Source organism: Chryseobacterium aahli (genome assembly GCF_022699665.1).
Classification (GTDB): domain Bacteria; phylum Bacteroidota; class Bacteroidia; order Flavobacteriales; family Weeksellaceae; genus Chryseobacterium; species Chryseobacterium aahli.
In genome coordinates this window covers 21,011-35,688 of the sequence record NZ_JALDNB010000001.1, presented here as the reverse complement: position 1 = coordinate 35,688, position 14,678 = coordinate 21,011, and the positions used below count along the sequence as shown (strand labels likewise).

12 protein-coding genes are annotated in these 14,678 nt (G+C 31.5%); all 12 read right to left on the bottom strand.

Annotated elements, in window-relative coordinates; all coding sequences use genetic code 11:
• Positions 1–177: 177 nt before the first annotated feature.
• The 12 genes from MQX03_RS00140 to MQX03_RS00085 all read right to left on the bottom strand — a co-directional run bounded on the left by MQX03_RS00140 (position 178) and on the right by MQX03_RS00085 (position 14,109).
• Positions 178–1,494 carry an ATP-binding protein gene (locus MQX03_RS00140; protein ID WP_242800415.1) on the bottom strand — a complete coding sequence of 439 codons (1,317 nt, stop codon included), beginning with the start codon at positions 1,492–1,494 and terminating at the stop codon, positions 178–180.
• A 1,060-nt stretch (positions 1,495–2,554) separates the two neighbouring features.
• Entirely contained in the window at positions 2,555–3,481 is a 927-nt protein-coding gene (locus MQX03_RS00135; RefSeq protein ID WP_242800413.1) for a hypothetical protein, read from the bottom strand.
• A gap of 151 nt (positions 3,482–3,632) precedes the next feature.
• The gene (locus MQX03_RS00130) at positions 3,633–4,370 is read right to left on the bottom strand and encodes a hypothetical protein (protein WP_242800411.1); all 738 of its coding nucleotides are present in this window, start codon (positions 4,368–4,370) and stop codon (positions 3,633–3,635) included.
• 837 nt (positions 4,371–5,207) lie between these two features.
• Positions 5,208–6,056, bottom strand: coding sequence for a hypothetical protein (locus MQX03_RS00125; protein WP_242800409.1), 849 nt, complete (start codon positions 6,054–6,056; stop codon positions 5,208–5,210).
• A 405-nt stretch (positions 6,057–6,461) separates the two neighbouring features.
• The gene (locus MQX03_RS00120; RefSeq protein ID WP_242800407.1) at positions 6,462–6,872 is read right to left on the bottom strand and encodes a 5-fold beta-flower protein; all 411 of its coding nucleotides are present in this window, start codon (positions 6,870–6,872) and stop codon (positions 6,462–6,464) included.
• A 201-nt stretch (positions 6,873–7,073) separates the two neighbouring features.
• On the bottom strand, positions 7,074–7,643 hold the full coding sequence (locus tag MQX03_RS00115) for a hypothetical protein (protein ID WP_242800405.1): 570 nt from the start codon (positions 7,641–7,643) through the stop codon (positions 7,074–7,076).
• Positions 7,644–7,743: 100 nt separating this feature from the next.
• Positions 7,744–8,349, bottom strand: a complete 606-nt coding sequence (locus MQX03_RS00110) for an REP-associated tyrosine transposase (RefSeq protein WP_242800403.1) — start codon at positions 8,347–8,349, stop codon at positions 7,744–7,746.
• Between the two features lie 356 nt (positions 8,350–8,705).
• Positions 8,706–9,323 (bottom strand): hypothetical protein, encoded by a 618-nt coding sequence (locus MQX03_RS00105; RefSeq protein WP_242800401.1) that lies wholly within the window; start codon positions 9,321–9,323, stop codon positions 8,706–8,708.
• 5 nt (positions 9,324–9,328) lie between these two features.
• Positions 9,329–12,946: a hypothetical protein gene (locus tag MQX03_RS00100; protein ID WP_242800400.1), complete on the bottom strand. Its 3,618-nt coding sequence runs from the start codon at positions 12,944–12,946 to the stop codon at positions 9,329–9,331.
• A gap of 318 nt (positions 12,947–13,264) precedes the next feature.
• Positions 13,265–13,645, bottom strand: coding sequence for a hypothetical protein (locus MQX03_RS00095; protein WP_242800398.1), 381 nt, complete (start codon positions 13,643–13,645; stop codon positions 13,265–13,267).
• Between the two features lie 58 nt (positions 13,646–13,703).
• The gene (locus MQX03_RS00090) at positions 13,704–13,871 is read right to left on the bottom strand and encodes a hypothetical protein (RefSeq protein WP_242800396.1); all 168 of its coding nucleotides are present in this window, start codon (positions 13,869–13,871) and stop codon (positions 13,704–13,706) included.
• Positions 13,872–13,950: 79 nt separating this feature from the next.
• On the bottom strand, positions 13,951–14,109 hold the full coding sequence (locus tag MQX03_RS00085) for a hypothetical protein (RefSeq protein ID WP_242800394.1): 159 nt from the start codon (positions 14,107–14,109) through the stop codon (positions 13,951–13,953).
• Between the last annotated feature and the right edge of the window lie 569 nt (positions 14,110–14,678).

Genomic DNA, 14,678 nt, shown 5'->3' with positions numbered 1-14,678 from the left:
TTTAAATTAAATGGGTTTAAATCTCCAGTTTTTTGGATTTCAAAGTCCTTATCGGTAGAATTTCAGGAGGAATTCTACCCTTAGCTATAATCACATACTTACTAAATACCAAATAAGGAAAAATTGTAAGCTTTAAAGGGACTATTTGAAAGAGATAACTTAATTGAAAATCAATTTTTATGTAAATATTTTATCTTCTTTCACATATTCTTTTTTGATACTTTCTAAGAACACATCTAAACTTACTTTATAATTAGGTTCTTTTGACGCAATTGTTTTTAAACTTACATCTTGTATTATGTTCATAATATTAGAACCGGTTAGTTCGTATCGTTGGGCAATTTGTTCTAAATTAATATCTTCAAGTTGTAATTGTTCTGGTAAATTTTGTTGCCAGATACGCAAACGCTCTTCATGTTTTGGATTATTGAATTTTATGCAACTATGAAAGCGTCGTGTAAAGGCTTTATCCATATTATTTTTAAAATTGGACGCCAAAATAATAAGTCCGGAAAACGTCTCTATTCGCTGTAGCAAATAAGAAACTTCCTGATTAGCATACTTATCATGAGCGTCTTTTACAGAGGTTCGTTTTCCGAAAATAGCATCTGCTTCATCAAAAAATAAAATCCAGTTTTTATTTTCTGCTTTGTCAAATAATTTAGCCAATTGCTTTTCTGTTTCTCCGATGTACTTTGAGACTAACATAGAAACATCAACTCTAAAAACAGGACGTTCAGTATATTTTCCTAAAAGGCTGGCTGCAAGAGTTTTTCCTGTACCCGGTTCTCCATAAAACAACACCCGGAAGCCCGGCTTAAGTTTTTTCTGCATATTCCAATCTTCCATCAGAATTTGGCTGCTGTTGTACCAGGCTTCGATGCTTTGAAGTTCGTTTAAAGTGATTTCGGGAAGTATTAAATCAGTCCACGATCGATTGGTATGTATTTGCTCTGCCGGAAAATCATTGCTCATTTTTGGCAATAATTCTACTCCGAAAATTATTTTATTAAAAGATTCCTGATGAACACTTATTTGGCTATTCATTGACACATGCTCGTTAGATGAGCTTGAAAAAACAATGAGTTCTTCTTTAATCAAAACCGAATTTGAATTGAAATAATCCAATGCTTTCAGTCGTTCTGAAATGCTGTCTCCACCTAAAATATATTGAACAGCCTGAATTGTCGGATAAAAGAGCCTGCCATTATCATTGGTTGAACAAAAATCAAACAGCGCACTATTTGGAAACTCTAAATAAATACGTTTCAGCAAAGACGGATCTAATCGTGGTAATAAAGCCATTAAAAGAATAACAACTTCCTGATGGGTAAGCTCTTTTCCGGAAATGTAATCTCCTAATTGAAAGCCTTCATGGTTATTAGTTTTAAATTCAGGTGCTCCTACATTAAAATGTTCTGAAGAATTGTTGATACGCCATGTAATAACTTCTTCTAAATGAGTAAATAATTTTTGTATTTGTTCTGGTTCCATTGGTTTTTTTAGTCTTTTTTATTTTTTAAATTCAAAATTTACTCTTCTTCATCTCTTTAATAAATTCTTGTTTTCGGCATTCTTTAGAACACTAATCAATCATTTTTTGACATTTTTATTTTTTAAACATTTACTAATTTGTCACTAAAAGTAAACGTAACTCATATTAGAAAGTCTTACCTAAACTACCGAAGCAGTTTTTTAGAAAGTCTTTCCGTGACTGGAATTCCTACTTTTAAAGAATCAATCTTCCGCTTTCACGGAATCATTCTCTACTCTTGAAAGAAAATAATAGTTCAGCCATAAGCTATTATTCTTTTCTTGGATGAGATTCTAATGCTCGCACATCAAAAAATTCCAATATTTTAAGGGCAAAAGGCTTCCTGTTGTAGAGTATCTTACTCGATTTTTAAAATACATCGTACTGCATCCTCAAGATGTTTCCGCTCTATTTTATTGGTTTATTTTAATAAACCTCAACCGAAAAGTTGCTCACAAATGATTAAAAATAACTTTTGTAACATCTCATTTTCCATTGTTTTTTTAGTTTTTTATTTTGTTTATTTATACTTGATTACTATTAAAAAGTTAATAGTTAATTCTTCTAGTCAGAATTATTTTTTTTTATTAGACCCGTAACTCGTTGTTTTTTTTAAAACTGAAAAAGTTCTTGCGATTCTCTAATATTTTCTAATTGAAGTATTTTATTAAATTATACTATAATGTTTTCTCTCAAAGTTCCCACCGTCATTTCAACATTTAAAGCTTCAGCCAAAATATCAAGTTCAGCATAGGTCATAAGCTTGAATCTTGTGATTGGTTTCCCCTGAACTTTCAGCTTCTGCTCTATTGATAATCATATCGATTCTCATTGTTACTTTTCAGTTATAACTTGGGAAAAAGTTTAGATTTTTGTTTGATTCTATTGCAATCACCTTTATTTATTCTAAATTGTTTTTATATTGACTTTTCGTAGTCTCAAAAATGTTTTCATATTTTTATTTTTATTAAAAGTCTCAGTATATTTTAACTGAGACTTATGTTGTTATTTATATTTTAATTAAACTGGTGATGGTGGGTCTATAAAATAAACCAACGTGTCAAATATTGAAAAAGTATTTGAATCACCTGGGTTGTATATATCTATTCCACCTCCATTATTACTACTTATAAGTAATTTTGTAGCTCCAAAAATTTCAATTACTCTTTGAGTAAGTTTAAATGTAATTCCATCTACGCCTTCAAAGTGTAGAGTTTCATCTGAAGCTATGGGAAGTGAAGGTAATTCAAAATGTACAAAAGCTTTGTTTCCTATCGTTTCATAAAAGACCTCCCCTGATAAAACTGCAGGATTAGTTAATGATTTTCTTGTAGATTGGATTTGTTTATCAACATACGCTTTTTGTACAAAAGATTTGTCTACATATAATGGAGTTAAATCTTGGTCTGAATATAGCCCACGAGTTTGAGTAAGGTTTACATCTATGAAAGTTTCTTCTGCTATATTATCTAAATGTAAACTTATAAAATTTGATGAAACATCAACCCTACCTTGCTTAGAACCACTTGTATTCATAGTTCTTATATAATTAGGGTCTAAATATATATTTGATTCTAAATTATTAGTTGAGTCTCTATTAAATAGTCTAAATACTCCATTTTGTTGAAAATTCAAACCTGAACCAGTAGTGTTAAAGTCACCATTATATATATTAATCTCTGATTCTGATATGGTTGTATCTACTTTTAGATTTCCTGTAATTGGTTGTCCTGTTTCTGTTCCTGTTAATGGGATGAAATTTCCACCACCTCCGATAATATCACCAACATTAACTTTATTATTTAATGATGATTGAAGTCCGTCAACTTCTGCGATCGGAATTTTTGTGTTATTGTGCCTAAAAGAAGAAAATGTTTCTTGAAATTCTTCCTGTGTTGGCATGTCGCCGGTTTGAAACCAACTTAATATTGTTTTTAAATCTGTCATGTTATTGAAAGTTTGATTGTATGAATTGATGATTTGGTAATCAGTTGAGATAGGTTGAAAACCTATATTCGGATTTATGATATTGATCTGGAAATAATTAAGAATATTGCAAGAAAATCTCTTTATTATAAAAGTAAATGAGATAATATTTCTAATTAATAATATAATTTATTAAATCATTCTCGTCTCGCGATCCCAAAATAATTTTTATATTAACCGGCTGTGATCTCAGTTTTGTTCCATTAACCTCAATTTCTAAAAACATCTGAATCAATGAAAATGGTTTTCTATGATGTGCAGAATATTTAAATGAACCAGGTCTGTTAAATGTTCCCGATGGATAAAACTCCTTATAATCTGTACTAGGCCTGAAATAGTTGATGGGATTAATGTCTAAAACCATTTCATTAGCCATTACTGGATATTCTGACTGTCTGCCCCAGAATTCTGCATCTGATGGAAGTTCCTGATAAAAACCAGCTTTTTTTACATAACCGCTTCTAAGCTTTTTCTTTTGTTTGTAGCGTTTTATAATGATCTTAGGTCGATATTCTTCTACATCTAAATCGTTTGACAGTTTTACATTTAAACATTTATAACCTACATTTCTGCTTAAAACATGTCTATATTTTTCTATTTCCTGTGGTGAATTTTCTTCTTTACCTTCAATATTTAGATGCCCTTTACCTGCTGCTCCAAGATCCTCGGCTACGTAAAAATGATAATATTTATTCTGAACTCCCGTTGCTTTTACATCCAATCCGAAATTAAATTCATTTAAATGCACATAATTATCTATAAACCGTCCAAATTGACTTTGTGTGGGATATTTACCTGTTTCAAAATAGGTTTTCAGTTCCTCTCTTTGGGTAAATTTATTTTCTTCCATAATGTTTTTGATGTTTTTTATTGCTTATGTTCTTAGTATAATTGCTTTCAAAATACAATGAGTATTGATAGATTTAAAGTTCAAAATTCATCTTTTTTTTGTTCCTTTGAAAGTTTTTCGGCCTCTCTATCCTGTAGTTGCAGCAATACATAAAACACTAATAACCAAATATTTAATTATTCAATTTCACAATTCAGCCTTATTTATCTTAATTAATAAATTTTGGTTTTCTGTTTTCTCCAAATGCAGCAATTAAACATTTTTAATGTTTTAAAATCTTTGAAAATTTTATTAGTTTGTTACTGAAAAATAAACCTAATCAAAAGGTTGCTCACATTGGAAAGTCTTACGAAACTACCGAAACAGTTATTTTACAAAGTCTCTTTCTTACCGGATTACTTGCTTTTTAAAGAATCAATCTACCGCTTTCACGGAATTGCTGTCTGCTCTTGAAAGAAAAAATAATAGTTCCAGCCTATTCTTGTTCTTGGATTAGATTATAATGCTCACACATCAGAAAATCCCAATATTTCAAGAGTAAAAGGCAGCCCTCTAAGGGGCATCCTACTCGATTGAGGTTATATTTTTTAGTAATAAGTATCTAGTTGAATTGCTTTTGGATGCAATTGCTATTTATAATTGAGAGTTCAAAATTCATCATTTTTTTGTTCTTATAAAAATTTTTTGCCCTTCCTATCCTGTAGTTGCAGTAACTCTTATTTTTCAATATATAATCCAATGATAGGATTTTCAGTAATCCCAATAGCTACTGAATAATGATTGAAAAGACATCCGTCTACTTCTTCAGATTTTCTTGTTCAAATATTTTCAGTTTGATTATTTTTCATCTGCAGAATAATTACATTCGATTCTTATATTTCTGATAGCACTTACCATATTTCCACCCGAAGTATTTTGATTATTTTGTCCGGCATATAGATAATCTGTCATTATCAACTGGTCATTATCTGCATCATAAACCTTACATTCTATGGACTGATCCATTTCACGAAGGTCTGCATTATAATAGAAGAACAAATAATCCCATAAATTATAATGATTGGTAACGGTGTCTTCAGTTCTGTATACATCACCCCAGTTGCCACTAAATGCCCTATATTGGATAGGTACATCAGTATTATTTATAAATCTGATTTTTGTGTTAACGATGCTTATTTGTGATCCAAAACTTTGCTTGATCACATGCAAGTAAAACCTTTTCCCTTCCTGAATACCAAATTCAAACCCATCAGGGATTGTAGGCAGGTTATTTCCGAATAGCCTTTGCATCTGATAATTTTGATCTATCTGCCAGTACATAAAATAGTACTCATTTATTCCTAATCCTTCCGTTGGGAATGCTTTTGCTTTAATTGTATAAGGTGGATTTCCAAATAGGTAATGTTTTATCTCATTACCATGAGTATTAGTCAATACAATCACAGATTCTTCTTCATCCTGCTGACTTATAACTATTGGAAATTTCAAATCTTCATCTATATAATATTGAATATATGCATTATCTATAGTTTCCAAATAATTGGCAATGATTATCAATTCTTTATCAGTAGGGGCATCTTCTTTGTGTTTTAAAGAGTCTATCAATTCCACAAATTCGCTTTGTGTAGGGTAATCTCCAGACTGAAAATAGGTTTTTAACTTTTCTCTTGTGGTTATCTTTTCCATAATATTTAATGTTATTTATTTATGTTATGAGCATAATTGCTTTTTGGATTCAATTATTTTTATATTTTGAAGCTCAAAATTCACTCTTTTTTATTCTTATAAAAGTTTTTTGCCCCCCTCTATCCTGTAGTTGTTGTAAGTCTTACTTTTCCAGAATCGGATGATTGGTTACTTGATTTCAAAGTCCAAAATTCATCCTTTTTTTCTTCTTTTAAAAGTTTTTTGACCTCTCTATTCTGTAGTTGCAATAAGAATTATTTTTTAGAATTGAATGATGTGAGAAAAGAGGAAACTCCAATATTCTTACGCTGTCAGATCTTGGAAGAATGAAAAAAGAAAAAGGCTCAGATTATAAAATCCAAGCCTTAACTTTTTAATTGATATCCTCAATGGGACAATATTTTTTTAATCTAATTTAAAGAAAAAGAAAACCACCGCTGCCCATTCTTTTTTAATTCCACTAGCATAACCAACCGTACTGTGACTGCTGTTTTCTACCGTTCCATTATCTTTAACATAGCCAATTGTTGAATGACTACCGTTTTCTACCGTTCCATCTTTTTTTACATAACCGACAGTAGAACCACTTTTATTTTCTATTGTTCCATCACTTCTGATTCTCCCAATAGTGCTGTGACTTTTGTTTTCAATTGTACCGTCGCTTTTGATGTAACCTACTGTAGAATGGCTTTTGTTTTCTATAGTACCATCATTTTTGATATACCCCGCCGTGTTGCGGCTTCCGGATTCAATAGTTTGTGCACTTACAATGGAAAGATTAAAAAGGATTGAACAAATGAATAGTGTTTTTTTCATGGTTTAAAATTTAAATAGCAATATAGCAAGTTTTTATTGAAATAAAAAAGCGAAACTTCTTTACAGAAATTTCGCTTCCAAAGTACAAAAAATGCACAACAAACATTGTTTATAGTAATAAAAAAACATTATATTTTCGAGAGCCTCTCTAAAATGAAACTTCTGAATGAAGTTCCGCTTTAATTTTAATTATTAATTGTCTTATTCTGCATTATAATCAGCTAAACTATTAGCTTCGTCTGGAGCATGATATTTTTCAACAGCGACGAGCTGTCCTGGATTTTTCACCTGATTTATTTTTAAATCGTGTGAGTGACGCCATTCTGGTACATCACTTTCATATCGTATTTTGTAGACAATTTTTAAACCTTCATTTGTCTGTGCTACATAAAATACTGTTGAATAATCTAGAGGTGAATCAGTATTTTCTGTATAACTTGTATAACAAGCAAAAAGCTCATCACTAACTAACCATCTTTCTAATCCTTCTCCTATTTTTGAGCTTTTGTATTGCTTAATTTGAAATAAGGTTCTTGGAATTATTTTTTCATATTTTTTCTTATATCTATTAATCCAAGTTTCATCTCCAATAATATTATTGATGCTACCTCCTCTTCCAAAAGAATTAGGGTTTATTGAATGATAAAATGAGTAAGCATCTCTTTCCAATTCATTGTACTGTAAATCGGAAATTTGAATATCATATTTGCCTTTATTTGCCTTAAATTCTGCTTCAATATAATTTTCGATAAATTCTTTTATTTCTTTCATTTTTTTTATTTTGTTCCAAATAATAAGTCTGATTCTTTTATTTCAAATATTGCAAAATCAATTTCTTCCCGCTGCGCAAAGTCTCCCGACTTTGTGCAAACTATTCATCATAGTTATTATATTTCCAAAACTCATTCTTTTTTGTTACATCAATTATGGGATTATCAGCCAATTCAACTTTTAATAATCCTTTGCCATTTGCATAATTGCTTGCTGAGGAATATATGTAATGTTGGGCTTTTTCCACAATACCTGCTCTTATTGGATTTAGATGTATATAGTTCAGTTTATCCCACATAAAATGTAAGGTGTATATTTCTTCTGCATGATTTCCATATTGCCAAAACTGATAGTTCTTATTTCTACTATGGGTTTCTGTAGCTTTTTTAAATAAATCAAGCATCCATTCTCTTCTGCTTTCAGGTTCTGTTTGTACAGCATCTAAAATATTTTTGCTCGTAAATTTTTTAAAATCTCTTATCAGATCTGATAATTTACCTTCTTTCGACTGCACTATTAAATGAATGTGATTGCTCATGATTACGTAGCCATACAATATCATTCCTTTTTCTTTTATACAATAATCTAAAGAGGAAATTACGATATCTTTATAAACTTTTCTTGTGAAAATATCTATCCAATCTACCACTGTACAAGTAATAAAATGCGGTTTTTCTTGATCTTTTATAGTATAGCCTTCTTTCATTTAGTATTGTTTTTTTTGCTCAAAGTCGGGAAGCTTTCAGAAATGGGATAAATTTAAGAAAAATTGTTTAGGCTGATATTGCTCAAAGTCAGGAGACTTTGCGCAGCGGGGGATAGGTCCAGACATAATCACAAACAAAGGGTTTATTTCAGCTAAACTTCCCATCGTTTGCCTTGTATTTTGAGCAATACTTTTTTAATTCGCATTTGCTCCAAAATATCGTCGCCCAATTTACGTAAAGTTTTGCTTAAATTTCCATGATCAATTTCTTGTAAATTGATTCTTAGTAATACCGCATAAAAAAACTGCAAGTTTTAAGCTTGCAGTTTTTGATAGAAATTATAATAATTTTTTAGTTATATCCATTCGGCAGGAATAACAATATTTTCTGGGCAATTGAAATCTTTGATAACGTCAAGGAACTTTTGGGTTACTCCTATTTCACCGTGATATCTGAAATTAAAAATATCATTTCCATTCCAAGAATTAAAAACTACTTTCAAGTTTAATTGATTCTCTTCATCTTGTCTGAAATTAAGTTTATACCTATTAATATCAAATTTCATAATGTACAAATCACATTCAGTGCATCTATCTTGAAGGTCATATGCTATGGGTATGTTTTCAACATTCGAAGGAATGAATGCCAAATGAACAAATACTGGTAGCCCTAATTTCTTTTTACCAAATGATTTGGAAACTGAATTTAATACTTTAATCGGAACAATTCCTTTTATATTATTTTTCAGTAATTCGTTGTAAAGATCAATTGTTACTATAATAGCATTTTCTGAACTAAACATATCTTGTCCATCATATTGATCAAAAACATATTCTATTTCAGAAAAATCTATTTCTTCGGATAATGTTCTGTTACATTTTGGACATTTAGGTTGTTGAACTCTAAAAGTTTTAGACCCTAAACTACCTAAAATACATCTATTGTTCAAAGTATAAATATTTTCTTTAATCATAAATTTTATTTTAATAGATACTTAAATTCATTTGTTATGTTGCTTATTTGTTCTTTAGATAATGGACCCAATAATTTTTCTTGTTGAGCAATCTTACTTAAAGATTTTGAAATAAAATCATCCGTTTTGCCAGCAAATTGTTTTATTAAACTTCTTACATCAGATGTAGTACCTCCTTCTTTTAAAAGTTGATTACATAACTTATACATATCGTCCCAAGCGACTCGTATATCCGACAAATGCAGAATCTCATTAATATTTCCTTTTGGTATTGCTCTTAAACTTTTTGGAGCATTAATCAATTCTTTTTCAAAAAGATACGCAAAATCAGAACCTTTTTCAATAAGATGATGAATAACATCATTGGAAATATCTGCTCTGTTAGCTAATGCAAATATTTCACGATAATCAGGTGTTTTGGTAAATTTATCTAATCTAGAAATTTTCATCAATTCTCTACCCTGTTCATCAAAATATATGTCTCCTTTTTTTAATCCTTTAGGAACATCTGCTTTGTCTTTTTTAATAATACTCATTACATCTTCATCAGGCATCGGACCAGACATAATCACAAACAGAGGGTTTATCTCAGCCAGAATCTCCCATCGCTTGCCTTGTATTTTGAGCAATACTTTTTTAATTCGCATTCGCTCCAAAATATCGTCGCCCAATTTACGTAAAGTTTTGCTTAATTTTCCAAGATTTTTTCCGGCAATTCCTTTAAACAAAACTTTTCCTTCTTTGATGATGAATTTGGCATAATTCATTACCGCTTTAGCACTCGATTTGGCAAGTTTTAAACCTGCTTTTACCAAATTCGTTATTGCTTTGGCGGCTACTTCTACTAATTTAAAGCCAAGATACATTGCCAGTTCTATTAATGATGCGCCCAATCCTCTGCTGAAAGCTTTGGTACCACCTTTAATATCTCCATCCCAAGATTTGGCTAATCCGTCTACAAAGTAAGGGGCTATTTGTGCTATTGCTACACCTATAAATACATCTGCCAATATTGGCATAATTACAGGCAATGCCGCTGTTATTGCTCCTCCAGTAACTACCTCAGCTGCGATAAATATAACCAATCCCGCAATGATACCACCCACAACTTTAAGCCAGTTGTCGTCCCACCATTGCTTGATACCTGTTTTCATCATTTCCCACTTTATTTCGGCACGTTTCATCGGGGTTAATCCGTCATTAAATTTTTGTCCCGATGTTTCAGGTGCGCTTTGTGGTGTTTTGGCTTCTTCCATTACAGAAGACATGGTTCTGGAAGGATCATTTCTTTCACCAAGAGTAGCTTCAGTTTGTCCTGCTTTTTGCATTCTTCTTAATTCAGCCTGCATTTCTGGTGATAACTCTTCAAAACTTACCACATCAACTCCAACATTCGCATTTGTCCATGGTGCTTTTGGCATTCCATCATCAGAATCTTGTTCGTTACCACCCGATAATAGTCCCATTTGCATTGCTGCCATCAACTCTTCAGGTGATAATGATTCATCAAGATTTACACCTAATAATTCTTCCATTCCACCTTGTTTTATGGTGTCAAATGTAATTGCGAATAAAGCGTCTTTGATGTTTCCTAGTTTTCTAAGAAGTTCTATTATATCACCACTTACAATCATTCCAACAACGGTTAAAATTCCTTCATAAACAGACTGGATTACACCTAATAACTTATCTACCGTTTCTGCCAAGAAATCAATAATCGCAACAACTGCTTTTTTAAAGACTTCAAATGTTTGGTTTACAAATTTTTCGGCAGCAGCTACGTATTTATCTATTTTGGCTTTTAATCGGTCTCTGATACCAGGGAACGCAGCTAAAGCAAAGTCTAAGAAACCTTTTAACAACGAAGCAAATCCTTTGATAAAGCCTACAATTAATTTTCTTGCAGCTTCTAATGCTTCTAAAACCAATTTTTTAGCAGCATCAAAAATAGCTTTCACTGCTTTTCTGAGTGCTGTGAAAATGACATTTAAAGCGTCTTTAAGGGCATCAATAAATTGTGAAACTTTGTCAGCCACCCAACCAAAGAAACCTCCGCTTTTTTTATCCATCTCCGATTTCTTATCGATAGCCTGTTTATTAGCAGCATTTTTTTCTTTTAATGCATCTTCATTAGCTTTAGTAATATGCTTTTGTGCCTGGGTTTCGCCTCTGGATTTTTCTGTTTTTATATTTCCAAGAGTAGTTTTAGCCTGATTACTAGATTTTTTCGCAAAATCGGATTCTGTTTTATTAAGCGCACCTTGCCATTCTACTCTTGAATTATGAACATCTGCTTGAGCGTCTTTTACAGATTTCAGCTGACTTTGATGCGATTTATCTTTCTCAGCTCCTATTTGAGTTTCGGCAGATTTTTCATGCTCCAGCACTTTTTGATCATGCTCTAATTCTGCTGCCTGATATTTTTCATTTTCCGCACCTATTTTTGACTGAATGATTGGTTCAAACTGGGCATTGATATTAGCTTCATCAATACCTTCTAGTTTTAAGACATCAATAGGTTGTTTTTTAACTGCCTTGGAATTTATTTTGCGAGAAGGTTTAAGCACTTCATCATTTGGTTTTTTGATGATGCTGTTTTCGCCATAATCTTTATGAATTTCTTTTGCTGCCTGATTTTTTTTGATGCTCATGTCTTGTGCAACATCATGCTGTTCAATTGCCAAGTGTTCTGTATCAGCTTCTCCGGAAATATCCACGTGTGCATTTTGCTGCATTGTTGTTGGGATTGCAGAAGTACTAAGCTGAACTTTATTAAACTGCAGTTTAGCTTGTTTTTCAAGTCCTCCATTTTTATTTCCTGCTGTATTGAAAGAATAGTTTACTTTTTTCAGCGGTTCGTTTTGCGGGAAAGAAATTTCTTTTGGCTTCTGTTTTTGACCGACAGATTTAACCGTTTTCTTGCTTGATTTGGCTACCGTTTTATCCCCATTTGATTTACCTTTTGGTTTCGATCCGGAAAAAGCACTGCCTATTTTTGCATTCACTTTCGGAAGCTTACCGGTTGCTTTCTCGGTCTGGCTGTTCAGAAACGCTGTACTATTATTTTGAACCGCATTAAAATTACTAACCAATTGTGTAGCCGGAGTAGCTGACAAACCAGCTAAGGAAACATTGGCATTGCCTTTATCATTAGATTTTTCTTTCGGGATTACTGCCTTACTATTTTTATCTTCCTGATGAGCTGCCGCTTGTTCTTGCGTCGTCTTTGGCAGATAAGTTCCCGATTTAAGATCGTTATAATCGCGTGCCTGATCAATATTCAAGGTCGACATATAATCTTTTTCAATTTCTTTGGTATCGGGATGATTGATATCGCCGGTTTGTGCCAAACTTTCCTGAAGTTTTTCATATGTTATTTCTGATCCTTGATCGTATACGTTTTGCGAACCATGAACTGGCGGTATAGTACCGTTCAGGCTCATCCTATTCACATTCGTATTTGCGAATCCGGCGTTAACAACTGATTCTTCAGGTTTTTGTTTTTGTATATTAGTAGCTTCTACCATTGGCAGAGGTACAACCATCGGCTTTTTAGCCTTTTGCTTTTTGCTTTGGTTCTGATGGCTTTTATTGTCTTTTTCTACAGGTTTTGCTGCTTTCATTGACTTGATGTTTTTAATTACATATTATTTTAAAAGGTATATAAAGCACAACATCGACTGTTGTGCTTTATACCTACCTGCTGAAGTGAAAAATCAAACCGGGAACGGCAGATTTTTTTTAAAGAAATTGAGGAATTAGAAGTGGGTATTCAACTTGGAGATAAGAAACAGGTAATGCTGAACCACTTGTAGTTTTTCTTTCTTGTTTTTTGAGTTTTCAGGTTTTCATTTTCAAAATTCATCCTTTTTAGGCAGGATCATTTGTTTTCTAAGTGACGAATTCTGTAGATTCAGTAAAGAGTTTTTCACTCCTCATTTTTATTCAATCACATCATCTTTTTTTTCTTTTTCCGCTTCAAAATATCTTTCTGTCTTTACTCCATATCGATTTTCAATAAAAACGCTTACCGCTGTATCAATCCAATTTGGAAGATTATTAGTGATCATTTTCAAAAATTTATCATATCCGTAGCCCAATACAAACAGTACTCCTGTAGAGTACCATTTGTCATGTAATTCAGCTTTATTCATTAAATAACTCATGGTAAGACCGACAATCACCACTATTGCCAATGTGATAAAATGCTCCCACGGCTGCTTTTTCTCTCTATTTTGTATAGAGACCAACACCCTTAATAATCCTCCTGAAAATGCTATTGCAGTTCCGATTAAAAGCGCTTTTATACTATCTAAATTCATTTTTCATATATATTACTAGTTAAAAATTTTGGTTTTTGTGCAATTTTCAGCTACTTAATTATTCCATATCCAGCATATACATATCATCCAAAAACCGTTTGCTTTTCAGAATATTTTCATTTTCGTCTACATAGGCTAATTCATCGATAAGATCACTGATATCTTTAACAGGCATTTGCCGTTTTTCTCTGTTTTTCTTTATTTTTTGTCTTCTCTTTTTTTTCATGGCTTCTTAATTTTAATGGATAATTGGTTTTATCACTTTAAATAGATTTTTCTAACAAACTGAACAGTTTAGTAAAGCATTACTCTTGAAGAATAATATTATATATTGTTCTTTCAGACAAAAACAACATTTCTGTCAACTCTGTTACTATTACTTTCATCTGCTTATTTTGATTACGTTTTACATATTCAATGACAAAATCTTTTCTTTTTTCTACTAATTCTTTGCTACGTTTCATGTTTTGGTGTTTATAATTTTTTATTGTTAAAGTTTATTTTCTAATCGGACAGGTTGCCCTGTCTTTTGAAGTTTTGACCGTTCAATTAAGTCAACAAGAATCCTTAAAGACTTATTTTAAGCCTTTAAACAGATGTCTAATTACATTTATTGAATTTTGTTTTTTAGAAGTCGATACCTGGTATTTTCTAACAGAAACAATACCCCAGTTTCTTTATTCTAAATTTTACTTTTAGTAAATGATTCTATTAACGCTTATAATGAATCGATGTTTTATAAACAATTAAACAATCACATTTACTTGCTGGTAATTTGTTTGTAAAAGAGCACAACATTCTATTTTTATTTTACCTTAAAGTGTTTTTTTAAATAATTAAGTTCATTTTACAAACCTTGCTTGCCCTTTGAACGTATTAATAGTCTTCCGGTTAGTTATAATTAATCGATATTTTATAGACTAAACAGCAGTAGTATTTTAATTTTTTAACTTGCCTTTTATTTTAAAAGAACAAAAGAGCTAAATTATTGCTTCACTTTGAATCAAATCAAAAAAAATACGCATTTTTTTCA

Bases quoted from the DNA above. Each gene is read 5' to 3' on its own strand.
- MQX03_RS00125 (WP_242800409.1), bottom strand. From the start codon at position 6,056: ATGGAAAAGATAACCACAAGAGAAAAGTTAAAAACCTATTTTCAGTCT.
- MQX03_RS00130 (WP_242800411.1), bottom strand. From the start codon at position 4,370: ATGGAAGAAAATAAATTTACCCAAAGAGAGGAACTGAAAACCTATTTT.
- MQX03_RS00105 (WP_242800401.1), bottom strand. From the start codon at position 9,323: ATGATTAAAGAAAATATTTATACTTTGAACAATAGATGTATTTTAGGT.
- MQX03_RS00110 (WP_242800403.1), bottom strand. From the start codon at position 8,349: ATGAAAGAAGGCTATACTATAAAAGATCAAGAAAAACCGCATTTTATT.
- MQX03_RS00100 (WP_242800400.1), bottom strand. From the start codon at position 12,946: ATGAAAGCAGCAAAACCTGTAGAAAAAGACAATAAAAGCCATCAGAAC.
- MQX03_RS00085 (WP_242800394.1), bottom strand. From the start codon at position 14,109: ATGAAACGTAGCAAAGAATTAGTAGAAAAAAGAAAAGATTTTGTCATT.
- MQX03_RS00140 (WP_242800415.1), bottom strand. From the start codon at position 1,494: ATGGAACCAGAACAAATACAAAAATTATTTACTCATTTAGAAGAAGTT.
- MQX03_RS00135 (WP_242800413.1), bottom strand. From the start codon at position 3,481: ATGACAGATTTAAAAACAATATTAAGTTGGTTTCAAACCGGCGACATG.
- MQX03_RS00095 (WP_242800398.1), bottom strand. From the start codon at position 13,645: ATGAATTTAGATAGTATAAAAGCGCTTTTAATCGGAACTGCAATAGCA.
- MQX03_RS00120 (WP_242800407.1), bottom strand. From the start codon at position 6,872: ATGAAAAAAACACTATTCATTTGTTCAATCCTTTTTAATCTTTCCATT.
- MQX03_RS00115 (WP_242800405.1), bottom strand. From the start codon at position 7,643: ATGAAAGAAATAAAAGAATTTATCGAAAATTATATTGAAGCAGAATTT.
- MQX03_RS00090 (WP_242800396.1), bottom strand. From the start codon at position 13,871: ATGAAAAAAAAGAGAAGACAAAAAATAAAGAAAAACAGAGAAAAACGG.